The sequence below is a fragment of the Haloferax prahovense genome, from assembly GCF_000723845.1.
GTDB classification, from domain to species: domain Archaea; phylum Halobacteriota; class Halobacteria; order Halobacteriales; family Haloferacaceae; genus Haloferax; species Haloferax prahovense.
On sequence record NZ_LK053001.1, the window covers coordinates 426,215 to 452,430 of the forward strand.

A 26,216-nucleotide genomic window follows, 5' to 3' on the forward strand; every position below is an offset into this window, starting at 1 on the left:
GAATTTACGGGCGAGTGAGGGCTTGAGACCGCCTCACTCGTCACGGCTTTCGGACGCGTGAACGTTTAAGTGAGGTCGCGGACTGGGCGATGCCACCGAACTAACATCCGCACCACGTGTCGGCGGTCCGTGGTCTCGGCTTTCGTTCTCGGTCGGTTCACGGCGAACTCCCGTCCGTAGCCTCGTGACAGAATTATTATGTTCGTGGGGTCTCTCGGGGGTTACGTCTCTCGCCGACGGGGTTTCTCCCCATCCTCATTACAGACATAACTGTGTAATTCTGACGCCCCGGCCACCCGTCACGAAGTCTGTCCGGTCGGGTGGTGGGGGGCGGTGCCGTTATCGCGTCGCCTCGAACGCCGCCTGCGCCGCTTCGAGCACCTCGTCGTGTGCGTGTCCGTTCGACGCGACGAGACCCGGCTGACCCGGTCCCCACCTGTTTCCGTGGAGGTCGGTTACGGTTCCGCCCGCGCGTTCGACGAGGTAGACCCCGGCCACGGTGTCCCACGCGTTCGGTTGTTCGTCGAGCCCGACGACGGCGTCTATCGACCCGTCGGCGAGGCGCGAAAGCGTCAGTTGCGTCGTCCCGAGCTTCCGCATCTCGCCGAACGTGCCGAAGATGTCTCCCGCGAGTCGCTCGATTCCCGGCCGGTCACCGTCCTGATACCGGAGCGTCGAGGAGACGAGAAACGCGCTGGTGTTCGACTCGTCGTTGACCGTGATCGGCCGCCCGTTTCGCTCGACTCCCTCTTCCGTGGCGATGTAGGTGTCTCTCGTCTCGGGAGAGACGTTCACCGCCGCAATCGGCGTCTGGTCTTTGACGACGGCGACGCTCGTCACCCACTCGCGGGCACCTCGGGTGTAGTTTTGCGTCCCGTCTATCGGGTCGATAATCCAGGCGTATCCCGACTCGGGGACGGTCTTCAGTTCGTCTTCCTCCTCGCCGACGACCGCGTCGTCGGGGAACCGCTCTCGAATCGTCGAGATAACCCGCCGTTGTGTCTCGCGGTCGACTTCCGTGACGAGGTCTATCGCGTCGCCTTTCTGCTCGATATCGAGTTTGGTTCTGAAACGCGCCGACGCGTGGTCGGCACCTCTCTCCGCGGCGTCGATTGCGACTTCCTCGCGGGGGTCCGTGTCCATAGCGACTATGTACTACACGGCGAGAAAAAGCCTCGGACAGCGGTCAAGCCTTCGCTGTTTTCTGGCGGTAGACGACGATAGCCGTCGGTTAGTTATTTTCCGAGGATGCAGGCGTTCTGAGGCACACAATGTACTAGTTCGCGAAATCTCTGCCGTTCTTTCTCTCAGAACGACTAACTGCGGTTCGATAATAGTACGGCACCCCGAGCGAGGCGCTGCGCCCAACGTGGCCCTCCTCCCGAGGCTACGAGTTTGCGGGGCTGGAATCTGTTCTTTCGATGTCTCGACCGCGAGGTTGTACTCTCGCGGCGACTTACCAGACTGACCGCAAGACGCGCTGACAGTTGCCGCCGAACGATTCCTCGTATTCTGTATTCTAACGCACTTCGGAAATCCCGCTGTAATCGCGCTTCTGTGGTCAGAGAGCCGGATATCCGAACTAAACTGCTCGTTTCTATTACACAATTATCTGTGTAATGCTTTGTCAGTTTGTTGTATTGACATTCTCAAATAACAAACAATATATTCACAACTGGGGGTCGCCAGTCGAGTACCGTCTCCAGTCTCGCTGGGGGTCAGTTACAGAAGACGCGAGCGTCGAGTTTTGTACTCGTCTTCCGTCGTCACGTGAACGAGGACCACGTCGGCACTCATCTGCTCGGCAAGCGAACCGGCCTCGCGGGCAACCTGCTTCGAGGTCTCGGATAGGTCTACAACAGCTAGTACTCGGTCCATATCGCCTGCACGTGAGCCCTGTTTGAAGGCACTACGAGTTGGTGACTCACAGACGTTCTCCGAAGACCACACAGTTCCAACGGCCACCAAACACAATCATTCATTGACATATAGTAACGATTATTAACTAACATGATTGACTGACAGACGGATCATGACGGTGGAGTTCGTCCATAGTCCACTACTTACGTTCGTAGTTGGGCTCATACTAGTTGTACTGTTCCTCGTCGTGTGGGACCTCCCTGCGTTCGTGGGGTTGGGTCTCGCCGCGTTCTCCGTCGGCATCGTCAACTCGGTGTTCGTCTCTGACTTCGCTCTCGTCGATGCGGCGACGAGAACGGCAGCGGCGTTCGGAAACGGGATGGAAGGTATCGGTATCCCGATCCTCATGGCGGCAATCATCGGCAAGTCGATGCTCGAAAGCGGGTCCGCTCAACGTGTCGTGCGGACGTTCCAATCGCTCGTCGGAAGGGATAACTCGGAATTCGCGCTGTGGGGAAGTAGCACGGTCCTCTCGATTCCGGTGTTCTTCGACAGCGTCCTGTTCCTTCTGGCGCCGCTCGCCCGCTCGATGCGAGCACGCCGCGGGAAGAACTACGTGTTGTACCTCATCGCCGTGGGCGCCGGCGGCTCTGCGGCGCACGTGTTCATTCCACCGACTCCCGGTCCGCTGGCAGTCGCCAGCGAAGTGGGCGTCGACCTCGGCATGACGATGGCTGTCGGTGTGGCCGTCGCGATTCCCTCGGCGACGATGTCCGGACTCGTCTTCGGCCATTGGGCCAACGCTCGGATGGATATCCCGCTCCGAGACTCGATGGGGACGACGACCGAAGAACTCGAAGAACGGGCACAGCAGAGCAGTGGCTCGCTTCCGGGGACGTTCGAAGCCGCGCTCCCGATACTCCTCGCGGTCGCGTTAGTGAGTTCGCTTACGATTCTCAACACGCTCGAACCGATTTACCCGTCGCTCGCGGTTGTCAGACCGGGAGTCGCGTTCATCGGCGACAAGAACGTCGCCATGACTATCGCTGGGCTTACAGCGGCGCTCACGTACCTCCGTTGGTCCGACCTTTCGCGTTCGCTGTGGGAAGACGAACTCACTGAGGCCCTGAAGAGCGGCGGGAACATCGCTGCAATCACCGCGATGGGTGGCGCGTTCGGTGCGCTGCTCGCCGCGTCAGGAATCGGCCCGTACATCGCCGATAGCCTCCGTGGGATCGGCATCGGACTGCTGGTGACCGCGTGGCTTATCGCCGCTATCGTCCGCATCGCACAGGGATCAGCAACGGCCGCGATGCTGACGACCGCGGGTATCATGGCACCGCTGACGAGCCAGCTCAACGTGCACCCCGCGTACCTCGTCATGGCAATCGGCTCGGGCGGCATCATCTGTTCGTGGTACAACGACTCCGGCTTCTGGCTGATGAAGGAAATCGGCGGCCTGACACAGGTGGAGACGCTGAAAACGTGGACGGCGCTGACGACGATTATCTCGGTTACGGGAATCGTCTCGATTCTCGTCTTCTCGACTATCGTCCCGCTCGCGTGAATTTCGGCCGTCGAAACCGAGCGTCAAACGGAAGCGACGCACGCACCGAAACCGCAGCCGCGTAATCTCGTGGTGTCTTTCTCACCCATCGCTCGGCAGTGAATCTCCGAATGGTCGATTCTCGTCCCGAGTTCTCGAACCCGCCGAACACGCCACCCGGGTCAACGCCGTCACACCGGGTGCCGTCGCCCCGGACGCCGTCGACACGGGGACCGGCTCCGACGATAAGACCGAGTCAGACACCGAACTGACCGTCGCGAAGAAGTCGTGGCCGATGGACGGTTCGCACCGCCCGAGGACCGGGTCCTATCTCTTTCCCGCCAGCGACGACGCGTCGTTCGTCACCGGCCACTTGCTGTACGTCGACGGCGGCTGCGCCGTGCTGTGGCCCCGGTCGGTCGCTCGGTCAGACCGAGGTGAACGTCCACAGCTGGTGTTCGCCGCCGTTGTCGCTCCACTGCTGGACGTTGTCGCCGTCGGCGGTGCCCGCGCTCGCCACCTCGGCGAGTAGCCCGCTGTTCGCGTTGACGAGGCGGTACTGACCGCCGCCAGCGTCTTCGATGGTCCAAGCCTGAGTCGGGTTGGTGGTGTTGCTGTACTGCCGGATGTTGTCGCCCTCCGCCGTGCCGGCGTTCGCGACCTCCAGCCAGAGGCCGCTGTTGACGTTCGTGATCGCGTAGGTGCCGTCGCCGTTCGCCGTGACGTCCCAGTCCTGACACGCGTGGTCGGTGTCGGCGTACTGGCGGACGTTGTCGCCGTCGGCCGTTCCGGCGTCGGCCACTTCGAGCAGTTTGCCGCTGTTGACGTTCGCGATGTGGTACGTGCCGTCGGCGATGGGACCGCTCTCACAACCGGAGGGCTCGCCGGGGACGGGAGCCTCGCTGCTCGGCACGCCGTTGCAGGCGATGACCGGCCAGTCGTTGTTGTCCCACTCGATGCGGTCTTGCATCATGTAGCGCGTCTCGTCGTCGGCGGTCGCCTCCACGTGGTAGAAACACCACCAGTCGCCGTCGGGGCCCTGGAAGACGTCGTTGTGTCCCGGACCCGTGAACTCGCTGTTGCCCTGGAGGATGGGAACTCCCTGATGGGTCTCGGTGAGGTCTCGCAGGTCCGTGCCGTTCTGGTTGTAGTACGGTCCCGTGAACGACGTCGCGCGGCCGCATTCGAGGCGGTAGGTGCTGTCGTAACCCTCACAGCACTGCCCCGACGAATAGAACAGGTACCAGTAGCCGTTGTCCTGGAGCATCACCGGCCCCTCGATCATCTGGCCCGCCATCTGGAACTCGGTGCCGGGGACGATGTCGTCCATCGCGCCGTTCATCTGGACGGCGTAGATGCCTTCGTAGCTGCCCCAGACCAGCCACGGCTGGCCGTCGACGATCACCGTGTCCGCGTCGATGCAGTTCGTCAGGTCGAGGTCGCCGCTCTCGATGACCGGTCCCTGGTCGGTGAAGGGGCCGTCGGGTGTGTCCGAGGTGGCCAGGCCGATTCCGGCGTTGTCGCTCCCCCAGACCGACAGCGAATAGTAGAGGTGGTACTGGCCGTTGTGGTATCGGACGTCGGGTGCCCAGCAGCCCGGGTCCGACTCCGTGGGGTGCCAGCCCGGTGTCTCCGTGAGCGCCGGCGCGATGTACGACCAGTTGTACATGTCCGTCGACTCCGCGATGGGGATGATGTCCTGGGGCGTCTCCGTTCCGTACGCGTAGTAGGTTCCGTTGTCCTCGATGATCGACACGTCGCCGAACCCGATCGGCCCGACCGGGTTGTGGTAGTGCGTGGAACTCTCGTCCGCACTGGCCGTCCCGCTCAGTCCGAGGCCGCCGACGGTCGCCACCGCTCCCGCCCCGAGCGATTTGAGTACTGTCCGTCTATCGATGTTGTTGTCGCCATGACGTTTCGTCATGTCTTCTAGCGCACAGGTTGTACGTATATAATGTTTGTTGATAACACACATGCTAGCTCGGTCGGAACCGCGATGAGAGGACCGACGGCAGCACGGCAGACTGAACAGCAGTTCGGAAGGGAAGCTACGAACGATATCGGGTTGAACCTCCTGCGATACCGACGACGCTCTTCGCTCCGCGACTCTCGGGCCGATTTCTGGCTCCGGTTCGGTTCTCGACACCGAGTTCGCGTCTGCTACGCCCCGCTTCTGTTACGAGCGGGCAGAACGAGGACCGAAGACCGAGGCCCGAACGCTACTCCTGAGCGTCGGGGAGTCGTCGGTTCGCAAGCGCCATCGGGTCGTCGCTGTCGGGGTCGAAGGGCCGAAGGACGACGCCGAACGAAGTCGCCTCGACCGGAACCTGATACCGGTCGAGTGGTTCGGTCGGGGTTCCCCCGAGGCCGGTCACCCGGTGGTCGAGGTTGAACCCGACGGACCCGCGTTCATCCAGTTCGGATTGGTGTTCGGCCGCCGCGAGATTCGCCCACTGTTCGAGGCTGACGTTCGCATCCTCGGCTCCGAACGTCCCGAGGAGAGACACCTCGCCGTCCGAGAGCGTCGCCCACCGCGTCTGGGCCTTGTTCCCGTTGTCGGTCGGGGGGAGGTAGGGGACGTACTGTTCGTCCACGGTTCCCTCGTAGCGCCCGATTGGGACGCCCCACTTGCGGTCGGGGTAGGTCTCCAGCTCGCCGCGACCGTACCACTCGAAGTCGCCGAATCGCTCGGGGAGTTCGAGTTGGACGCCGACCTTCGGCAGCCAGCCCTCGACCGTCTCGCGAAGCCCCTCGTTGGGGCGGGCCTCCACGTCGACAGCGACATCGCCGCTCCCGTAGACGCGGTAGTGATAGCTGGTGGCGAAGCCCGGACCGTTCGCATCTTCGACGCTACTGAACTCGTCGAGCGGCAACCACGCCACAACGCCGTCGAGCGGCGTATCCGCGGCGAGTCCCCCGAGTTCGTCTTCGGAGAGCGCACGGTCGTAGATGCGAACCTCGTCGAGTGCGGTTCCGTCGGCGACGCTCGAACCGACCTGCGTCGGCGCGTCGATGTGTTGTAGCGTCCCTTCGTAGGATCCGGTTCCGAGACGCTCCCCGTCGACGAACAGCGTCATCTCGCTGCCGTCCCAGACGCCCGCGACGTGATGCCAGCCTTCCGTCCAGTCGTCTGGAACCGGTCCGTCGGCGACGTACCAGCCGTCGGCGTTGAATACGAACTCCAGATACCCGTCACGACCGTTCTCGCGGCGCTTGAGCAGATACTGTCGTCCGCCCTTGGAGACGTAGACCTGCGCCGCGCCACCGTCCTGTGGCTCGCCGGGGCGGACCCAGAACTCGATTGTGAGTCCCGCGTCGGTGATGTCGAGGCTCTCGGACTGCCCGAGCGAGAGCGTGCTGTCGTTCGTGAACTCGACGGCCTGCCCGGAAGCACCGGTGACGATTCGGGCCTCACCCGTGAGCACGCCGTCGTTGTCGTGTTCGGAACGGTCCGGCGTCTCCAGCCGACGGGACGGTTCGGTGCCCTCGGCGAAGCCCTCGACTGCGACCTCGACCAGCGACTCGTCGCGGCGCTCGACCTCGACAGACTCCACGGAATGAGTCAGTTCGTCCAGACCCGCCTCGTACCACGAGAGCGCGGGGGCGCTCCCCCACTGCTGAATCTCGTTCATCACCGGGGCGCGCCACGAATTGAACAGCGGGCCGCGTTCGAGTAGTTCGGTTCCCTCGTACGCCATTGAAGACAGCGTCCCCACGTCGTCGGCGACGACATACTCGAAGCCGTCACCGGAGATGGTGATATCGCCGGCTTCGTCGACCGATAGCGGTCCCATCGAATCGAGCGACGCGGATTCCGGTTCTGGCGCGTCGACGGGGACTTCTAACTGCTCGAACGCGACTTCGTGACCTGCGTCGGCGTACGCGGTGCTTTCCGCGAGTGTGAATCGAACCGTTAGTCGGCACTCGACGCCCGCCCCGGGATTCGACGGCGCTTCGACGGGGAGGCTGACGCGGCGAGTCTCTCCCGGACCGATGTCGACATCGAAGCCACCGGAGCGGAGCGTTTCGCCGTCGGCGGTCAGTTCCCATCGCCCCTCGACGGCGTCGAGGGACGTGAAGTTGTAGCGGTTCGAGATGTAAATCTCGCCCGCCGCAACGTCAGCGTCGGCGACGCCGACCGGCTGGTGGCTGTGTTTGAGTTGCCACAGTTCGGGCTGTGGGTCTCGATCGGACCAGACCAACCCGTTGAGACAGAACGCCCCGTCGGGGCCGTCGCTGTGGTAGAACTGGAACGGCTCGCCGTCCGCCGTGGTGTCGTTCAGGTCCTGGTTGACCCAGTCCCAGATGAACCCGCCGACGAGGCTCTTGTCTCGCAGCAGGTCGGCGAAGTCGTACGCGACGAGAGCACCGTCCCTTCGTTCGCCGTCGGCGTCGCTCGTCTCGTCGGGGTTCACAGCGCGGTCGTAGATGCCGACGCCGTCGACTGCGAGGTCACCCTCGCCACCGACTCGGACTGGCTCCGTACCAGCGGGAAGTCCCGAGCCGGAGCGATTCGACGTGCCTGCGCGCTCGCCGTCGACGTAAATCGCGAGCGCGTTCGAGTCAGCGACGCCGACGATGGTCGTCCAGTCGCCGAGGCCGCCGTCGGGAATCGGGGCTGTGGCCGTGGCCGTGCCCTCGGCGCCTCCGACCGAGAATTCGATTTCACCGTTCGAAAGCGTCAGCGCGTACCTGCCTTCGTCGACGACGATGGGGATGTCGCCCATCGCGGCACCCTCGTCGACGGAAATCGTCGCGCCGACCGTGAACTCGCCGTCGTGTTCGAACTCGGGGTTTCGTCGGATTTCAATCGCGTCGCCCGCGCCGAGTTCGACCGTCCCGTCGGTGTTCCCCCCCGGTGCCGCGTCCGGCCCGGGAACGACGTCCGGCGACCCGACGAGCACGCCGGGGGTATCGGACCCTGCCCGGTCGGTCGCTTCCCGGACTGGCGGCTTTATGTGCTCGTTCCACATCTCGTGGACGAGTCCCAGACTGTTTCCCATCGCGTGGTTGTACTCACCCATCACCACGGGACGGAGTCCGTCACCGATGTACGACCCGTCGCCGACCGACAGCAACGTCTCGATGTCCGCGTATCGTGGTCCGAGCATGTCGCTGTACTCGACGTTCCAGCCGCCGCCGTTCGGTTGGTGGTAGAGCAGGCGGTCGGACGCTAACCCCTCCGCAGTTCCCTCGAATGACTCGACCGTTCCGACGCCGCTCACGTCGGCGGTATCCTCGGGGATGTACTCGTCAGAGTCGGCCGCTAGCGACGCCATCTCGAGGTGTTCGGCACCCGTCCCGGCCTCGTTGCCGGTCGACCAACTGAAAATCGAGGCGTGATTTCGGTCTCGAAGTACCATTCGGCGGAACTGCGCGACCGCCTGGTCGTGGTAGACCTCCGTGTTCGCGAGCAGTTCCTGCCACCAGTGGCTCTCGACGCAGACTTCGTCTTGCAGGTAGAGTCCGTACTCGTCTGCGAGCCGGTACAGCGACGGGTCGTTCGGGTAGTGGGAGGTCCGGACCGCGTTGATGTTGAACTGCCGCATCGTCTCGATGTCCTCCCGAACGCGCTCGATTGGTACCGTCCGCCCGAAGTCGGGGTCGGTCTCGTGTCGGTTCACGCCCTGAATATCGATCGACTCACCGTTGACCAAAACCTCGGCACCGTGTTGTCCGCGGGTCGTCTCGTAGGTTCGGAAGCCAACTTTCTCCAGCATCGCTTCCGTCGGCTTGCCGCCGGCGGGAGCGAGTTCCAACACGAGTTGGTAGAGGTTCGGATGCTCGGCCGACCACTTCGCGGGGTCCGTTACGTCGGCATCGAGTGTGACTACCGCACCGTCTTCGTCCACGGCCGCGGTCGTTGAGAGGGTCGTAGCCTTGCGCCCGCGGGGCGGCCCGCGGCCGGACCCGGTGTTGTCCGGTGGGTCGCGACCCTGGAGTGCCTCGCGGCCCTTTTGTTTCCCGTTGTCTCGACCTGCCGCGTTCGTACCGTTTCCACGCGGTGGTCCGCGGCCCGGTTTCGTGCGGGAGGTCTCGTAGAGGTGCGCGCGGACCTCGTACTCTCCCGCGGGCGCATCGCCGTAGTTCGCGATTTCGGCATCGATACGAAGTTCGCCGTCTTCGTAGTCGTCGTCGAGGTCGGTGCGCGCGTAAAAGTCCCTGAGGTGTACCGTCGGCGTCGCGAACAAGTAGACGCTTCGGAAGATTCCGGCGTACCGGAACATGTCGATCGTCTCCAGCGCCTCGCTGTCGGACCAGTGATACACCTGCACCGTGACCTGGTGGTCTCCGCCGGCCTCGACGTGGTTGCTGACGTCGAACTCGGCGGGCGTCATCGACCCCGTCCGGAAGCCGACGTACTCGCCGTCGACCCACACGAAGAATGCCTGCTTGACGCCTTCGAAGTGGAGGAACGTCTCGCGTCCGTCCCACGCCTCTGGCACTGCGAACGACCGTCGGTACGTGCCCACGGGGTTGAGGCCGTCGTCGTCGATGCCCGGAACGTCGACGGTGCCGTTCCCGTCGGGCACCAAATCACCTTCCTGACTCGGCTCGTAGGCCTCCCACGAGATGGCATTGTTCGCGTAAATTCGCTGGCCGTACCCCTGCGTCTGCCAAACACCGGGAACGTCTGTCGACTCCCACTCGTCGCTCGCAAGGCCGTCGTACGAGTCGGGAAGGTCGGCAGGCCTCTCGTGGAACGCGAACTGCCACTCCCCGTTGAGTAGCTGGACGTACTTCGACTCCGCGAATCGCGATTCGAGTTCGGTAAACGGTTCGTCCGCCGTCCGGGCCGCGTGCACGGACCCGTAGGGAACGGCGGTCGTAACGTGCGTTGGCTCGACGTTCTCGGCGACTATCTCGGGGGCTTCGAGGTACGCCGCGAGATTCGAGACCCGGCCGGGCGACCCCGGCGCGTCCGTCTCCGCCGCGGCACCGGATTTCGAACCGGCTCCCATGGCTACCGCGGCCATTCCGGTCGCCTGCAAAAACTTCCGTCGCGTCGGCGTGAGCCGACTATCGGGTGACTGTTCGGTTTGTGTCTTCCGCCGATTTGAGTGTGTCATGGTGCTTCGATGTGCGGTAGGAGGTCTAGATCGCTCGTCAACCGCCTTCCTGACGCGCAGTTGAGGAACTACGACCGTCAAACTATAATCATATACAGTTAACTTAATTCTAATGGCAGTATTACATAGAACCAATAGAAAATGCACGGAGTATTATCTGATTGATGACTACTTGTCACTGAATAGCCGGCTCGACCCGTAATCACACCGTGTTAGATAACTGCTATTTTGGGGCCACTCTCGCCTCGTGGCTTATGATGTGGTCTCTCCCCGTCTGTCGTTCGAGAAGCCGATTCCACTATCGTGTTCACCCGGAGTGAGAAGAAACGAGTCAGACAATAACAGTAAAAAGCATTATGTATGTGTGTCTATAGTTTAGCAGTTGCATGGCAGAAGATGACAGTGGCATGAACAGGCGGAACGTCTTGAAAAGCATCGGTATCGGCGCTCTCGGTTCGACTCTTGCAGTGGCGGGGAGCGGGTCAGTCTCTGCGACGACGGACGATTCGACACACTACCACAACGCACTGTACGGCCCTCACTTCCCCGACCCGACGATTCACCGGGACGGAAACGGAACCTGGTGGGCCTACGGAACGAACATGAATCGGAACAACGACTCTGACGAGTTGCTCGTCCCGATTCTGCGCTCTGACAACCTCCACGAGTGGACCTACGTCGGTGAAGCCTTCGACTCCCGTCCGGGCTGGACGTACGGGTCCATCTGGGCACCGGACATCCACTACTACGACGGAGAGTGGGTGATGTTCTACTCGCTTTCACCCCGCCCGTGGGAGAGCGGTGAGTTCGGTATCGGCCTCGCAAAGTCCGACACACCGAACGGCCCCTTCACTGACTACGGCCAGATTATCGGTGACAACGACCACGCGGGCGCCGGGTCCATCGACGGGTACTTCGTCGACTACAACGGCACGCCGTATCTGTTCTGGGGGAGTTTCCAGGGAATCTATCTGATGGAGCTCACCTCGGACCTACAGGACTGGAAGCCAGGGACGCTCCAACAGGTCGCCGGTGACGCCTACGAGGGGTCGACAGTCTTCTACCGCAACGGCTACTGGTACCTGTTTGTCGCAACCGGGACCTGCTGTAACGGCTACAGCAGCACCTACGAGGTGGAAGTCGGGCGCTCGACGAACTTCTTCGGGCCGTACACCGACGTGTCCGGAACGGACATGATGAACTACAACAGCGACAACGCCGGCATCGCGCAACTCACCTCGAACGGTCGGTTCGTCGCGCCCGCCCACGGAGACATCACGACGGACGACAACGGGCAGGACTGGTTCGTCTATCACGCCTACGACCGTACTGGGCCGGAGTACGTAGACGGCGTTCCGGCCCGGCAGTTCTTCATCGACCGTGTCGAGTGGACAGACGACGACTGGCCCGTCATCGCCGGAGATAAGACGCCCAGTCTCCAGTCGGTCGAACCGAACACCAACGACAGCGGCATCCTCGCTGACGGGATTTACGAGATCCAGAACGTCAACAGCGGGAAAGTGATGGAGGTCGCAGATGCCAGTACGAGCGACGGTGCGAACGTTCGGCAGTGGACCGCGAACGACTGCAACTGCCAGCGGTGGTGGGTCGAGTACATCGGCGGCGGCGAGTACCGCATCGTCAACGAGAACAGCAACCGTGCACTCGACGTGCCGGACGGGACGACCACGGACGGCGCGAGTCTCCAGCAGTGGCCGTGGTACACCGGAGCGCCCCAGAAGTGGAACATTATCGACAACGGTGATGGGACCTACCGCATCAAAAATATCGCTACTGATGACGTTGCTGAGGTGTACAACGCCGGGACTGCTGACGGAGACGACGTCGTCCAGTGGCCGTGGAACGGTGGGGACAACCAGCGGTGGAACTTCAACTTCATCGGTGGCGTTCAACCTCTCTGGGACGGCCGCCCTTGGTGATCGGCGTTACTGCGTCACAACGACGCTGATCCAGCACCGCAGCCTCTGACTCCGCGTTGCAATGGCAGTCGTTTAGGTTGCTCGCGCTCGGCGCATCGTCGTGGCACCGACGCGCCGTTTCTCTGTTCGAACGTGGAATCCACTTTGTACCTCTAAGACCAGCACTCGGGTGCGTCTAACATTCGATTACAGATAGCTCGACTCGACTTCTCTGAACCAGATACACGTTCTGTCTCTGAGAGTTCACTGATGCTTGTGTTGAAAGGAAGTGACGCATCAAGCTATCCTCCGAAACTGTGGACCAATCCCAAATTTAGTATAGCGATATATAATTTATCAATCTCTCGTCGCCTCCCCCGTCCTAACTACTAATCCTCGTTGTCTGTAGTAGACAACGATACTAGTATTCAATTCAAATATATTTCATAATCGCCGATTGTCTCGAAAATCCCGGATTCAGATTCGGATTGGTCGGCGGAGGCCCGGTTTGGGTGCTCCGGCCCGGGAGTTGTGGACCGAACAAGCAGCTCGCAGGTGAGACATCGGAATGTAGTGGTTGGCTGTTCCAGTGCGTCGCCAGTTCGGTACTGCGACTCGATGTTGAACCATCGAGCGTTAGTTCTGGAAATAGCTTCTTCGGCCCTCACAGTTCTATTCTACGAGGTTCGGGGTGTCGATCTCCTGTTTTCACTCGTCTTGTACCGCAATACGATAGTCGGGGATTCATAAATTGTATAGCGCAATATCATCTGTTGCCATGGAGATAGCTGACTCGGAATTCATTCTGGATTCTCAGCCCATTTTACAATATAGAATAACACAGCTATCTGTGTAATGGTTCCAGTACGTTTTCACCCCCTCACATGTCCCAAAATCAAACGTTCTGACTCCTCAAAAGGCATCGAACACACAGAATGGACCAGATCGATATCCGATTCGTAGCACAACTGCTTTGGACAACGAAAATGAACACGCTTAGTATGCGAACCGGTGTCATCATCGCCGGCGGGTACTCGACGCGGTTCGGTGCGGAGGACAAAGCAGTCGCTTCTCTCGCTGGGACCCCTCTCATCCGTCGCGTCGCCGACCAGATGGTCGGTGTAATCGATAGCCTCGTCGTCAACTGCCGACCGGAACAGGCTGATACGCTCCGAACCGCGCTCGACGGTTACGACCACCCGATAACGATTGCAGAAGACGCAGAGTGCGACGAGGGGCCGATGGCGGGAATCCTGACCGGTTTGCGGGCCGTGGAGACGGAGTACGCGTTCGTCGCCGCATGCGATATGCCCTTTCTCGAACCCGCGCTCATCGACAGACTGTTCGAGCGGGCAGGCGGTCACGACGCTGCCGTGCCGCGGGTCGGTGACGGCTGGTTCCAGCCTACTCACGCGGTGTACCGTGCCTCGGCGATGGCCGACGCTTGTGAAACCGCGCTAGCTGAAGGGAGCCACAAAATCATCGACCCGCTGTTCACGCTCGACTACGTCGTCCTCGGGGAGGACGAGGTGCGCGAGTACGCGAGCCTCGATACCTTCGAGAACATCAACACCCCCGAAGAGCTCGCTCACGCGGCGGAACAGTTGCGCTAGCGTTCTACGGCGGCCACGACGGGGTCAGACGCCGTCAACTGCGTCAGTACGACGCGTGGGACGTCCGACTGAGCCAGAACGTCCGAAGCAACCTCCCGTGCGACAGCCTCGAGGGCCGCGTCGTCGACCTTGTTCAGCACGGGAATCACTGTCGCACCGTCGGGGACATCCGCGTGGCCGCCACGTTCGCTGGTGAGTACTGTTGCGACGTCGGACGGGCGGATCGTGTCGCCGAGTTCGAGGTCGGTGAGGGCGGCGACCCGCTCCGGGCGGTGGACGCACGCTTCGGTAAGCGGTTCGCCGACCGCGTGGACGCTGGCGATGGGGAGGACGGTGTCGGCAGTCTCCGGGAGTTGTGGTTCGCGGTCACCTGGTGCCTTGAACTCGCGCATCCGCGCGCCGTCGGCCTTCACCAGCACGGCGTCGGTGGCGTCCGATTCTCCGATGGCGTCGACCACGTCGGGGTCGTACCCGCGGTAGCGGTCGTCGCGGTCGCGGTCGGGAACGACGCCCACCGGCCAGTCCGCCACCCGTTCGAGCACGGCAGCCGGGCGCTCGGTCACGACCACGTCGGCGACGTGCTGGTCGAAGATGGGGATGCGGACGGTGGCCGTCACGACGGCGCGGTCGAGTTGACGCGCCAGCGCGTACAGTGTGGACTTTTTACCGCCCGCGCCGACGACGCAGACCACGCCGCTTCGAGCGCAGAGCAGATCGGCGAGCGTCATATTCGCTCCACGGGTAGTGTACAGTTCGCCGTCCCGCCGTTCGTGTGGTGTTCAATCATGGAGGTGGTCGAAGTCCTCGGTGAGTTCAGTAAGGTCGAGGCGGTCGATAGTCTGGGCCGTCGGCACGCCGTTTTCGTCCCAACCACGGCGGCGGTAGTACGCGTCGAGCATCGAGTCGAAATCGTCGCTATCGACGACTGCACCTGCGCGTGGCCCTGTCCCAAGCGGCTCTTGGAGCGTGGCCGGCAGCGCATCGTCCTCGCGCGAGATACCTTCACGGACGTTGAACAGGCGCGTCACGTTCCAAACCCGTTCGCCGACTGTGGCGAGTTCCCCGACGGTTTCGAGGCTGACCGATTCGAGCCACTCCCGGCCGAGGTCGTCGAGCGCGTCGCCGAAAAAGTCATCGGCGATAAGACTCCAGAGTATCGACCGCTGGTCCTGTTCGCGAATGACCTCCGCCGCGGTCCGGTCGGCTCCCCAGTTCCCGTCGAACACCTCGCGCTCGATGGGTCGCGCCCGCCGATGGCACGCACCCCGATCGCTGGTCGCGTACGCGAGTGCCATGCTCTGCGCGCCGCGCGGGTCGTAGGCAGGGAGCTCCATCGACTTCACCGTGGGGACGAGGTCTCGCCCGCCGAACTGCGTCGCCGCCGCTTCGACTCCGTCCGCGAGCGCGTCGCCGAGGTCTGACTCGCGTTCCGCAATCTCCCCTAAGAGGGCGCGTGCCCCGTCGGGGTCACCGAACGAGAGTGGGCGGTCGAGTACGTCGGCGGCGTTGGCCTTGATGGTCCATGCGACTGCGCTACCAGCGCTAATGAGGTCTATTCCGAGCCGATCACAGGTCTGTCCCAACGCTGCGACGGCGTCGAAGTCGTCGATGTCGAGTCCGGCTCCGAGCGACATCGCGGTGGCGCCGCGTGGGACGTAATCGCCTTCTTCCGTGGCCACGCGATACCCTCCCGGAGTCGTCGCCTCGGCGTATTCGCGACCGACGGCTCGGTCTTCGACTGTCGTGATTCCTACTTCATCCGTCTCGTCGAAGTGTCCGCCACTCCAGCCTCGCGTCGAGAGTGCGCCGATTTCGTTCGCGAAATCGATCGTCTCGACGGTCCCGCTGGCACGTAGCCACTGTCCGGTAGAGGTCTCTCGGTACTTCGTCGTGTAGGCCTCTCGCAGGTCGTCTAACCCGTCAGGGGGGTCTCCTTTCGCGATGATCGCCTTCAGCCGCTTCGAACCCATCACCGCTCCCGCTCCCCCTCGGCCCGCGTGGTGGTCGCCGGCGTCGGAGGCGATCGTGGCATATGCGATCTGTCGTTCTCCCGCGGGGCCGATACACGCGACAGACGCGTTCGGGAACGCTCGGGCCGTTTCGACCGTACTGGCTCCCCACGTCTCGGCGGCTTCGATTGTCGCGCTCCCGTCTTCGATGACGAGGTGAACGGGGTCGGACGCGATGCCCGTTACGAGCAGGCCCATGTGCGACCCGAGCGCGCCGGCCAGGGAGTCGGGAAACTCACCCCCCGCGTACGAGTCGAGAAAACACCCTGTCAACGGGGATTTCGTGATGGCGGCGTATCTCGAGGCACCCGGGAGATAGCCCGAGAGCGGGCCAAGCATGAACAGAATCGCGTTTTCTTCGCCGAGCGGGTCGACGCCGGCGTCGAGTTCGTCGTAGAGATAGCGGGCACCCAACCCTTTTCCGCCGACGTATCGCTGTCGCCACCCGTCCGGAATCGGCGTACTCTCGACCGAGCCGGCGGACAAGTCGACTGTGAGGAGTCGGTCAGCGATTGGAGGCGCCATCTGGTCGTTCGTCAGTACCGGCGACCAAAAAGATGATGCCGTTCTCGCGGACCGTCGAGCGATTTCGAGGGGCGAACGTCTCCGACAAAGACGCACAGTTCGGTTTGTTCGGTGTTCGAGGTGCCCAACACGAACGGACAGGAAACCAGAAATATCAAAGAATAGTTATGATGTGTTTTTCACGACGGCAGTTCGGAGAACGGCGGGTTCTGTCTCTTGTGTGAGTCGGCCGCCCCAGTTTTCATTACGACCACTCGTGAGGCGTCACACACATCGACATGTCCACAGCCGAAATACCGATTACGGTCGTTAGCGGTCCACTCGGGGCGGGTAAAACGACGTTGGTCAATCGACTCCTGAACGACCCCGGTGACAGAGACATCGCCGTCGTCGTCAACGATATGGGCGAATTGAACGTCGATGCGGAATTAGTCGCGTCAGAGGCTGACGATGGAGTCGTCGACCTCTCGAACGGCTGTATCTGTTGCCGGTTGCAAGACGACCTCGTGACTGAGGTGACGCGGTTGGCGGAGACGCGTTCGTTCGACTATCTCCTCATCGAGGCCTCGGGAATCAGCGAACCGCTCCCGATTGCGCGGGCGCTGACGGGCGAGTCGAACGAGGGCGGTCTGCCGGAACGACTCCGGTTAGATACCACGGTCTCGGTCATCGACGCCTACGGGTTTTGGAAGGCGTTCGACCCGGAAGAATCGCTTCCGGACGCCGCCCCCGACCCGGAGCGTCCGTTGACGGAGGTGCTCGTCGAGCAGGTCGAGTTCTGCGACGTGTTGTTGCTGAACAAGTGTGATATGGTCCCCGATGATGCGTTGGACGCCGTCGAAGCGGAGATTCGGGAACTCCAGCCACGTGCGAGCCTCCACCGGACGACCTACAGCGAAGTCGACCCGACGCAGGTTCTCGATACGGGACGCTTCGATTTCGAGGCGGCGAAGCGCCATCAGGGCTGGAAACGAGCCCTCACGGGCGACGGGGCCGAGGCGGACCACGACCACGAACACACCCACGACGATGCCGCCTCGGCAGCGACGGCCCACGGTGTCGAATCCTTCGTCTACCGTCGAGACCGCCCGTTCCACCCGCACCGACTCGATGCTTGGCTCGGTGACTGGCGGGGGAACGTCGTCCGTGCGAAAGGGTTCGCGTGGGTCGCGAGTCGTCCCGAAACGGTTCTCGGTGTGAGTCAGGCGGGGCCGTCGGTGCAGGCCGGCCCCATCGGTCGATGGGAAGACGATGACCCCGAGACGCGACTCGTGTTCATCGGCCGCGACCTCGACGAGGACACAGTGACTCGAGAACTCGACGAGTGCCTGGCGACGACGGACGAACGAGGGGCGGCGTACCCCGACGACCCGTTTCCCCGCGAGTCTGCCTGATTAGGCCGCGCCGAAATCGACCTCGTCTCGGAGTTCGTCCCACGGTTCGTGGAAGCCGTAGGTCGACTCCGAGTCACCGCTGATTACCGTCTGATACACCTCGTCGTACTCCAACAACTGCGTCCAACCGTCGTGGTACCGGTAACTGCAGTACTGACACATAGAACGCGATACCGGACTAACCGGCAAAGGAGTGTCGGTGAGGGGGCCGAGTTGAGAGACTCCGCTACGTTAGGGTTCCAGCAGTACCTTCGTGACTCCCTCCTCGCGGTTGTCGAACTTCTCGTACATCTCGGGCGCGTCGTCGAGGCCGACGCGGTGGGAGACGGCCCAACTCGGGTCGGCGCGGCCTTCGATTATCATGTCCCGGAGTTGTCGGTTGTACTCCTTGACGTTACACTGGCCGGTGCCGAGTGCCTGACCTTTCTCGAAGAGGAGGCCGAAGTCGATGCCGAGGCGACCCTGAGCGGCCATCTCGTCGGGAGCGCCGGGGTCGTCTGGCACGTAGAGACCGGGAATACCGAGTTCGCCGGTCGGTCGGACCGTCCGAATGAGGTTGTTGATGACGACAGCCGGGTTCTCGCGAGCAGGGTCGTACGCGGCGTCGGCTTCCTTGTCCGGGTCGATAGCCTGGTAGCCGACCGCGTCGACGCCCTTGTCGACGCCGCCGCCGTGAATCTCTTTGATCTGTTCGACGGGGTCGCCCTCCTCGAAGTTGATGGGCGTGGCGTCGCAGTGCTCCTCGGCGAGTGCGAGGCGACTGGGAACGCGGTCGACGACGTAAATCTCGGCAGCGCCCTTGAGCTTGGCGCTGTAGGCGGCCATCAGGCCGACCGGACCGGCACCGTAGATAGCGACGGAATCGCCGGCTTCGAGGTTAGCGAGTTCCGTGCCGTGCCAGCCCGTCGGGAAGATGTCCGCGAGCAGCGCGAACGAGTCCTCGTGCTCCCGTCCGTCCGGTAGCTTGAGCGCGTTGAAGTCGGCGTACGGAATGCGGAGCTTCTCGGCCTGCCCTCCTTGATAGGGTCCCATGGCGACGTACCCGTACGCTCCCCCGGCGAACCCCGGATTAACGTTCGTACAGAAGCCGGTGTAGCCGTTCTCACAGTTCTCACAGAAGCCACAGGCGACGTTGAACGGTGCGACGACGCGGTCGCCGACTTCGAGACTACTGACGGCCTCGCCGACCTCTTCGACGATACCCATATTCTCGTGGCCGAACACGATTCCCGGCTCCGCGGCCGTCCGTCCCTCGTACATGTGGAGGTCGGACCCGCAGATGCAGGTCGTCGTGATGTCGATGACGACGTCGTTTGGATGTTCGATCTGGGGCTCTTCGACTTCTTCGACTGCGACTTCTCGTTCGCCTTTGTAGACGACTGCGTTCATAGACATTGTGCGGACTCCACTCGGCCTCTGCGAACGGTTGCTATTTATATCTCGGGTCGATTCAGCCTTCCTGATATCGGACACTTCACGCTTGAGGAGGGTTTAGTAATGCATTCTCAAAACATCAGAAAAATTATTATGTGTGTTTTCTATGTTGAACCCGGTTCGATTACTCGCTCACTGAAGCTCGAGTTCGAACTCGACGGTCGCGGCCGCGTTCGGCGCTATCTGTCCGACCGACTGTCGCAGGACCGTACCACAATCAACTTCGCCGGAGTCTGTATCTCACGTGCGAGCCGAGATATCCCACAAGCACTCTGTTTTCTTACATGATGTGCGGGGCGTTCGCCCCCGGAATGAATCCACGACGGACCGCCCAAAACGGCTGGCGATGAAGCGCATCAGTAGCACTTCGACACCTCGGCAGTTGTTGGCGCATACTGTCAGGTAACGACGGACAGCGATTTGGTTCTCACCGTGGGACGGCGTCCGCTCGCGCCCGACGCGGAGCGACTCGGTGACACGTCCGACACGTCCCGACGAGAATGCGCTTCCGAACACCCGGTACCAGAGTAATGACTACTTCAATCGCATGTTCTCGGCTCGCTCCGCCGCGAGGTCGGTAATCTCCTCGACGTCGCTATCGGAGCGGTCCGCGAGGACCCGAACCAGCATCCCGAGTTGGACGGCCGCAGTCTCGCGTAACTCCGACGCCTCTTCGGTATCGTTGGCGAAGTAGTACTCGTGTCGACCGTCGTGGTGGACGAGCCCGGTGTACACGGACAGGACGTCGTCTTCGCGAGTCGCATCGGCCGCCTTCTCTCGAACGTCGTCGAACCGTGGGTTCGTCATCATCACGGTAGACGGCACGTCGCCGCCTTAGGTCTTTGCTCCGCTCGCTGTCCCGTCCGGTGCAGTCACCTGTCTCCCGCCCAATCGCGCTCGCGCCGACTTCGACGCGTTCGGGAAACCGAACTCGAAGCCGGTTCCGAACTCTCTCGAATGCCTCGACCCCGCACTCCGGCGCGCGTGGGTTGGGATGATTTTTTAACCCCGCCGTGTCTCTTCATCCGTGAGAATGAATCGCACAGGCGAAGGGCTCCAGTCGCCGACTGTCCGGGTCTCGGGAGCCGGACGAACGGAACACGGCGAGCGCGTCTTGAGCACCGCACGTGCCGCCGCCGACTCCGTCACGGTCCTCCGAACGGGACCCACCGGAATCAGCGAGTACGACCCGTTGGTCCTCGCGACCGACGCGGGGCGGACTGTGTTTTTCCCAGCTCCGGAGACGCCGAAGGTCCGAGACCTCGTCGCCGCCATGGAAGATGGGGAGTTACCGACGGACGGTGGCGCAGCAGTCGTCGAACATGACGTCGAGACGACGACGCTTCCGGTTCCGACGGACGGGCCGTTCGCGGTGGGGGAGCGGCGCGTCCTCGGTCCCTGTGGGTGGGTCGGCCCCCTGGACCCGACAGCGTACCAGTTTCACTCGCTCGATAGAGACGCGGGCGCAATCGCGGACGCTGGGCTCGTCGGTCGCGGCAGAGGTGATGCCACCGCTGACGAACCGGTCGCGGACGCTTGGCGACGCGCACGAGAGGCCGACGGCGACCCAGTCGTCGTCGTGAATGCAAACGACGCGGACGACCGGCAGCGGGCGGACCAAACGCTCCTCGCCGGGTCGCCGATGTCGGTGCTCGACGGAGTGGCGGCCGTCGCCGAGTACCTCGATACGACCGATGCGGTCATCCACCTCGCAGAGACCGACACCGAACTCCGGGAGCGTCTTCGGCAGGCCATTGCGGCCGCTGCGGACGAACTACCGGTCGTTCCGGTACTCGTCGCAGGCCCGGACGAATACCGTGCCGGCGAACCGACGGCGGCGCTCGAAGCGGTAGAGGGTGCGGATAGAATTGAGCCCCGTCTCCAGCCACCGTCGCCGGCCGAGTACGGGCTCTACGGTCGCCCCACGGTCATCCATACGCCGCGGACCTTCGCCCATATCCATCTCGCGCTCTCGGACCCGGAGGAGACCAATAGAAGCGGGTCTGGATCGGCGACGCGACTGCTGACTGTCACCGGCGACGTGACTGCCCCCGCGACGATAGAGTTGGGTTCTGACGCCCACCTCTCGGCGGTTCGGAACGCCGTCGAACTGGAGGGTTCGTTCAAGATGGCCTGCGTCGGCGGGGTTTTTGGCGGAGTCACCCGGACGCTGGATATCGCACCAACCGTAGCCGGACTGACTGCGGCTGGCCTCGGAACGGAGGGCGTCGTCGAACTGTTGAACGATGAGCGGTGTGCGGTTGCGACTGCCGGAGACCGAGCGCGCTTTGCCTCGGAAGCCAACAGCGGGCGGTGCGTTCCGGGACGAGAAGGGACCGTTCAACTCACCGAGCTGTTGCGAGCGGTCTACCGAGGCTCGTTCGACCGGGGGAAGATACGCGAACTCGGCCGGGTCATGACTCAGTCGAGCAACTGCCTGATCGGTGCCCATGCACCGCGTCCGGTCCTGACTGCGATGGACGAGTTCGAATCGAGTTTCGAAGCACATGCTGACGGCCGCTGTCCGAGCGGCACCTGTACTGACAAACTATGAGTACTGACGACCCACTCCCGGGCGTTCCGGAGATAGACGACCCACAGCACGAGACAGCGGTCACGGCGGAGTTTGAGACCGGGACCGCGAACGACCCACCCGTCGGAACCGGCGGTGAGAGTCCAACGACAATCACGGTTAACGGAACACGGGTTACCGTTCCACCGGGGTCGACTATCATCGACGCCATGCAGGCCGTCGACGACGAGATAGTGAGCGTGGACCCCGGTGCCGACAGCCTCGACGAGGACGCTGACGTTCCGGCGCTCTGCTACTACGACCGCGAAGGCGATGCGAGCGACGAAATCGGCCCTCGGAGCGAGTGTCGAACCTGCATGGTCGAAACGGACGAACACGGGGTTGTCCCCTCCTGTTCGTTCCCAGCTGAGGATGGGCTGACGGTCGAGACCGACACGGCGACCGCCGAGGAGTGCCGGAGCGTCAATCTCGACCTCGTCCTCTCTAACCACAATCTGCGCTGTACGACCTGTAACGGAAACGGACGCTGTGAACTACAGGAGACGGCCATCAGCGAGGGGGTCGACCACCCGCGCTACGGCGTCTTCGACGAGCGCAGCGAATACGAACCGCTCGACGACAGTTCCTCGTTCATTCAGATCGACCGCAACAAGTGCATCCTCTGTAACCGGTGCGTCGAGGGCTGTAACGACGTTCAGGTCGAAGGCGTCCTCCGCATCGAGGGCTCCGGGGAGGACACCCGCATCGGCTTCCAGTCCGACGCCGAGACGATGGCCGACTCCGACTGCGTCTCCTGCGGACACTGCGCCACGGTCTGTCCGACCGGCGCCCTGACCGAGAAGGATATCGGCGGTGCCGGGACGCTCCCGCTGCCGGGATTCACACAGCGGAACTCAGTCGGACGAGTCATCGAACACGAGGAGGTAGAGACGCTCGACGACACGACGGCACCGAACCGCTCGCCCGCTCCCGGTAGTGCGGGGAGTGCTGGGGACGAAGCCAACGCAAGACAGGAGGAGCAAAGCGGTGTCGCCCGCTATATGGATCAGAGCAAACGCCGGGCGTCCGACTTCCTCGAAAAATACGGTCGGAAGGCCGTACTCGCGGGCGAACACACCGCGGAGAACATTGCGGCGCAGACGCTGCCAGAGGGTCGGCTATTCGACATCGCGTCGCTCGTCAGCGACTACCGATTGGGCAAGGTCGACAAAGCGGAGACGACGTGTGGGTTCTGTGCGGTCGGCTGTCGGTTCGAGATGTGGGGCAAAGACGGCAACGCCCTCGGCGTCCAACCCGTCGACGACCCGGACAATGCACCGGCCAACAACTTCTCGACGTGCGTGAAGGGGAAGTTCGGACACGACTTCGCCAACAGCAAGAAGCGGCTCACGAAGCCACTGATTCGAAACGAGGACGGCGAGTTCGAGGCGGCCTCGTGGGACGAGGCGCTCGACTACGTCGCCAGCGAACTCCACGGGATTCAGGACGAACACGGCGTCGACGCGGTTAGTTGCCTCGCGTCGTCGAAGGGGAGCAACGAGGAGGCGTATCTCGTCCAGAAGTTCGCTCGACAGGTGCTCGGCACGAAGAACATCGACAACTGCGCCCGACTCTGTCACTCGTCGACGGTGGCGGCGCTCCAACAGACGCTCGGCTACGGCGCGATGACGAACCGCATCAACGAGGACATCGGCGAGGCCGACGCCTACCTCATCAGCGGGTCGAACACGACCGAGTCGCATCCGGTGTTGGCGACTCGCATCAAGCAGAACGTCCGCGACGGGGCCGACCTCGTGGTGTTCGACCCCCGGAAAATCGGCATCGCCGAGCACGCCGACCAGTACACGAGAACGACGCCCGGCTACGACGTGGCGTGGCTCAACGGACTCATCCGATACCTCATCGAACACGACCTGCACGACGAGACGTTCATCGAACGGAATACGAACGGGTTCGAGGAGGTCAAGCAGAAGGTCCAGGCGTTTACACCCGAGAAAGTCGAGGAACTGGCCGGCGTCCCTCCAGCAGAACTGCAGTCGGCCGCCGAGACGCTCGCAAACGCCGAGAACGTCGTCTTCGGCTGGGCGATGGGGATGACCCAATCCAGCCACGGGACGGAAAACCTCCTCGCGATGGCCGACCTCGCGCTCACGCTCGGGCAGGTCGGGAAACCGGGTGCCGGACTCTCTCCCTTCCGGGGCCAGAACAATGTGCAGGGCGGCGGCGGCGACATGGGTACCCTGCCCGGCAGTCTCCCCGGGTACCAAGACCCGGCCGACGACGAGGTCGGCGAGAAGTTCGCCGAGGTGTGGGGCGAACGTCCGCCGGCCGAACCCGGGCTCAAAGTCCCGGAGATGCTCAGCGAGGCCCACGAAGGCAAACTCCGCGGAATGTACATCGTCGGGGAGAACCCCGCGCTCTCGGAACCCGATATCCAGCACGCCGGTGAGGCGCTCGACGGCTTGGACTTCCTCGTCGTACAGGACATCTTCATGACGGAGACTGCAGAGCACGCGGACGTGGTGTTGCCGGCGGCGACCTCGCCGGAGAAACACGGCACGTTCACCAACACCGAGCGTCGGGTACAGCGGGTTCGAGCGTCGACGGAACCGCCCGGAAAGGCGCGTCAGGACTGGGAGATTACGCAGGAACTGGCGGCCAGACTGGGCTACGACTGGGGCTACGACCACCCGCGGGAAGTGATGGACGAGATTAGCGAGCTGACGCCTATCTACGGCGGCGTCAGCTACGAGCGTCTCGAATCGGGCGACGAGCACGGACTCCAGTGGCCCTGCTGGGATGAAGACCATCCCGGTACGCCGTATCTCTACGACTACGAGGAGGGAGAGTTCAACTTCGACGACGGTCTCGCCCGCTTCGTGCCGGCAGACGGCGGCCATCCCGGTGAACTACCGGACGAGGAGTACCCCCTCACGCTCACGTCCGGGCGGGTTCTCTATCACTGGCACACCGGACAGATCACCCGACGTGTCGAGGGGCTTATGAGCCACGTCGGCGAGAGCTTCGTCGAAATCAGCCCGACGACCGCCGCGGAACTCGGCGTCTCGGACGGCGAGTACGTCAGGGTCGAATCCCGCCGTGGCGACATCGTCGTCAAGGCGGAGGTGACCGACCGCGTCGGCGACGGAACGCTCTTCATCCCGATGCACTTCGCGGCCGGTGCGGTCAACAAACTCACGCAGGAAACCTTCGACCCGCAGGCCGGCATTCCGGAGTACAAAGTGTCGAGCGTGCGCGTCGAACCGCTCGGACCGGATGCCGACCCGGACGTGCTGCGGACTCCGGACGCAGGTGCTGGCAGCGCCGACCGCGGCAGCGACTGATTTACCGGGGTCGCTTCGTTTCGCCGGACTGCTCTACAACACCTGGCGGCTTGCTGACTCCCGCTGAAAGCTGGGATTTGTGGCGGGGTGGACTACGCGCCTGTACTGGCGTTCTCGGCTCACGGGCGGCCGGAGCTTTCAATAAAGTGAATAGCGCTATATCTATTATCGATCGGTGGTGTCCACCCATCCTCCGGGGCTGTGAACGCGCCACCGACGGTCGAGTTTGATTCTCCCGACAGACGCTCGTATTGTTGATTCTCTATCGGTTCGTCCGTCTCCTCAATCTGCTCCGCGCGGAAGGACGTATCCACACGAGTCGCAGACGAAGGCGACGTCGTAAAACGAATCGTAGACGGCGAGACTGTGACTACACTTTGGGCAACGCATGCATTTTCTTAGCCATTCGATAGTCACTTAACCCTTACTACGACGATTGTCGTTATCTCTTGGAGAGCGGTCGCGTTTAGTTCCGGTGTTAAGATTTGCAGAGAAAGAAAAACTAATGTGGGGCTCAATCGTCGAGTTATATGGTCGATAGCGTAACCGACCAACGAGGCTAACGTATCAGTCATGTCATAGACGTGGCGTTATGGGCGGAGTAGGTCTGTCCCGGTCGAAGCTCATGAACACCTGACAGCACTACCACGTCGAGCTCAACACACCACCCGCTGCCATCATTTTTTGTTCTATATCTGATAGCTTTAACCGCGAGTTTCGCCTCCCGAGTTAGAACTCTTGTGTCGCTTGGGAGCCATGGGTCACCGACCAGTTGGGAATAGTCCGACATCTACCTGAGCTTACGCGATGACCCCGCTTTCACGTTTCCCCCAGTCGAGATATTGTTCTCGATACCAGAAAACTTAGCAAAACTTGCCAAGGTGTGCGAGTTGAAACGCAGGAGTGTAGTGTCACTGAGTCGGCCACCTCTCTCCATAAGCAAAAGCGTAGACCCAAACCGTCTGACGA

At 62.5% G+C, this 26,216-nt stretch carries 16 protein-coding genes; 7 read left to right on the forward strand and 9 right to left on the reverse strand.

What is annotated here, in order from left to right:
* Nucleotides 1-339: 339 nt before the first annotated feature.
* A complete protein-coding gene (locus tag BN984_RS16925) occupies nt 340-1,143 on the reverse strand; it encodes an inositol monophosphatase family protein (RefSeq protein WP_008097275.1) in 804 nt (267 codons plus the stop codon).
* A gap of 579 nt (nt 1,144-1,722) precedes the next feature.
* On the reverse strand, nt 1,723-1,878 hold the full coding sequence (locus BN984_RS19170) for a universal stress protein (protein ID WP_233514290.1): 156 nt from the start codon (nt 1,876-1,878) through the stop codon (nt 1,723-1,725).
* Nucleotides 1,879-2,032: 154 nt separating this feature from the next.
* Between BN984_RS19170 and BN984_RS16930 the strand changes: the two genes are divergently transcribed.
* Together BN984_RS16930 and BN984_RS19175 are read left to right on the forward strand one after the other, a co-directional pair.
* Nucleotides 2,033-3,427 carry a GntP family permease gene (locus BN984_RS16930; RefSeq protein WP_049913735.1) on the forward strand — a complete coding sequence of 465 codons (1,395 nt, stop codon included), beginning with the start codon at nt 2,033-2,035 and terminating at the stop codon, nt 3,425-3,427.
* 64 nt (nt 3,428-3,491) lie between these two features.
* Complete coding sequence (locus BN984_RS19175; RefSeq protein ID WP_081909250.1) at nt 3,492-3,938, forward strand: SDR family oxidoreductase; 447 nt, start codon at nt 3,492-3,494, stop codon at nt 3,936-3,938.
* On the opposite strand, the gene BN984_RS16935 is transcribed toward BN984_RS19175, so the two are convergent.
* Nucleotides 3,834-5,330 carry a family 43 glycosylhydrolase gene (locus BN984_RS16935; protein WP_233514291.1) on the reverse strand — a complete coding sequence of 499 codons (1,497 nt, stop codon included), beginning with the start codon at nt 5,328-5,330 and terminating at the stop codon, nt 3,834-3,836. The genes BN984_RS19175 and BN984_RS16935 overlap by 105 nt on opposite strands.
* A 295-nt stretch (nt 5,331-5,625) precedes the next feature.
* The gene (locus BN984_RS16940) at nt 5,626-10,476 is read right to left on the reverse strand and encodes a glycoside hydrolase family 2 TIM barrel-domain containing protein (protein ID WP_156037900.1); all 4,851 of its coding nucleotides are present in this window, start codon (nt 10,474-10,476) and stop codon (nt 5,626-5,628) included.
* Nucleotides 10,477-10,943: 467 nt separating this feature from the next.
* On the opposite strand from BN984_RS16940, the gene BN984_RS16945 reads away from it, so the two are divergent.
* Nucleotides 10,944-12,416 (forward strand): RICIN domain-containing protein, encoded by a 1,473-nt coding sequence (locus BN984_RS16945; RefSeq protein WP_049968842.1) that lies wholly within the window; start codon nt 10,944-10,946, stop codon nt 12,414-12,416.
* A 980-nt stretch (nt 12,417-13,396) separates the two neighbouring features.
* Entirely contained in the window at nt 13,397-14,008 is a 612-nt protein-coding gene (locus BN984_RS16950; RefSeq protein ID WP_008097293.1) for a molybdenum cofactor guanylyltransferase, read from the forward strand.
* On the opposite strand, the gene yqeC is transcribed toward BN984_RS16950, so the two are convergent.
* Both yqeC and BN984_RS16960 read right to left on the reverse strand, forming a co-directional pair.
* Nucleotides 14,005-14,736, reverse strand: a complete 732-nt coding sequence (gene yqeC / locus BN984_RS16955; protein WP_049968813.1) for a selenium cofactor biosynthesis protein YqeC — start codon at nt 14,734-14,736, stop codon at nt 14,005-14,007. The two genes, BN984_RS16950 and yqeC, sit on opposite strands and share 4 nt — an antisense overlap.
* Before the next feature lie 51 nt (nt 14,737-14,787).
* Nucleotides 14,788-16,542 (reverse strand): aldehyde ferredoxin oxidoreductase family protein, encoded by a 1,755-nt coding sequence (locus tag BN984_RS16960; RefSeq protein WP_049968814.1) that lies wholly within the window; start codon nt 16,540-16,542, stop codon nt 14,788-14,790.
* Nucleotides 16,543-16,820: 278 nt separating this feature from the next.
* Here BN984_RS16960 and BN984_RS16965 point away from each other — a divergent pair, with 278 nt between their 5' ends.
* Entirely contained in the window at nt 16,821-17,936 is a 1,116-nt protein-coding gene (locus BN984_RS16965; protein WP_049968815.1) for a CobW family GTP-binding protein, read from the forward strand.
* On the opposite strand, the gene BN984_RS19845 is transcribed toward BN984_RS16965, so the two are convergent.
* The 3 genes from BN984_RS19845 to BN984_RS16975 form a co-directional block, all read right to left on the reverse strand.
* Entirely contained in the window at nt 17,937-18,098 is a 162-nt protein-coding gene (locus BN984_RS19845) for a hypothetical protein (protein WP_162832781.1), read from the reverse strand.
* A gap of 69 nt (nt 18,099-18,167) precedes the next feature.
* Nucleotides 18,168-19,325, reverse strand: a complete 1,158-nt coding sequence (locus BN984_RS16970) for a glutathione-independent formaldehyde dehydrogenase (protein WP_049968816.1) — start codon at nt 19,323-19,325, stop codon at nt 18,168-18,170.
* A gap of 579 nt (nt 19,326-19,904) precedes the next feature.
* Nucleotides 19,905-20,180 (reverse strand): hypothetical protein, encoded by a 276-nt coding sequence (locus tag BN984_RS16975; RefSeq protein ID WP_008097301.1) that lies wholly within the window; start codon nt 20,178-20,180, stop codon nt 19,905-19,907.
* A gap of 223 nt (nt 20,181-20,403) precedes the next feature.
* Between BN984_RS16975 and BN984_RS16980 the strand changes: the two genes are divergently transcribed.
* Nucleotides 20,404-21,924, forward strand: a complete 1,521-nt coding sequence (locus BN984_RS16980) for an NADH-ubiquinone oxidoreductase-F iron-sulfur binding region domain-containing protein (RefSeq protein WP_008097302.1) — start codon at nt 20,404-20,406, stop codon at nt 21,922-21,924.
* Nucleotides 21,921-25,247, forward strand: coding sequence for a formate dehydrogenase subunit alpha (gene fdhF / locus BN984_RS16985; protein ID WP_049968817.1), 3,327 nt, complete (start codon nt 21,921-21,923; stop codon nt 25,245-25,247). The genes BN984_RS16980 and fdhF overlap by 4 nt, the downstream gene beginning before the upstream one ends.
* Nucleotides 25,248-26,216: the final 969 nt, after the last annotated feature.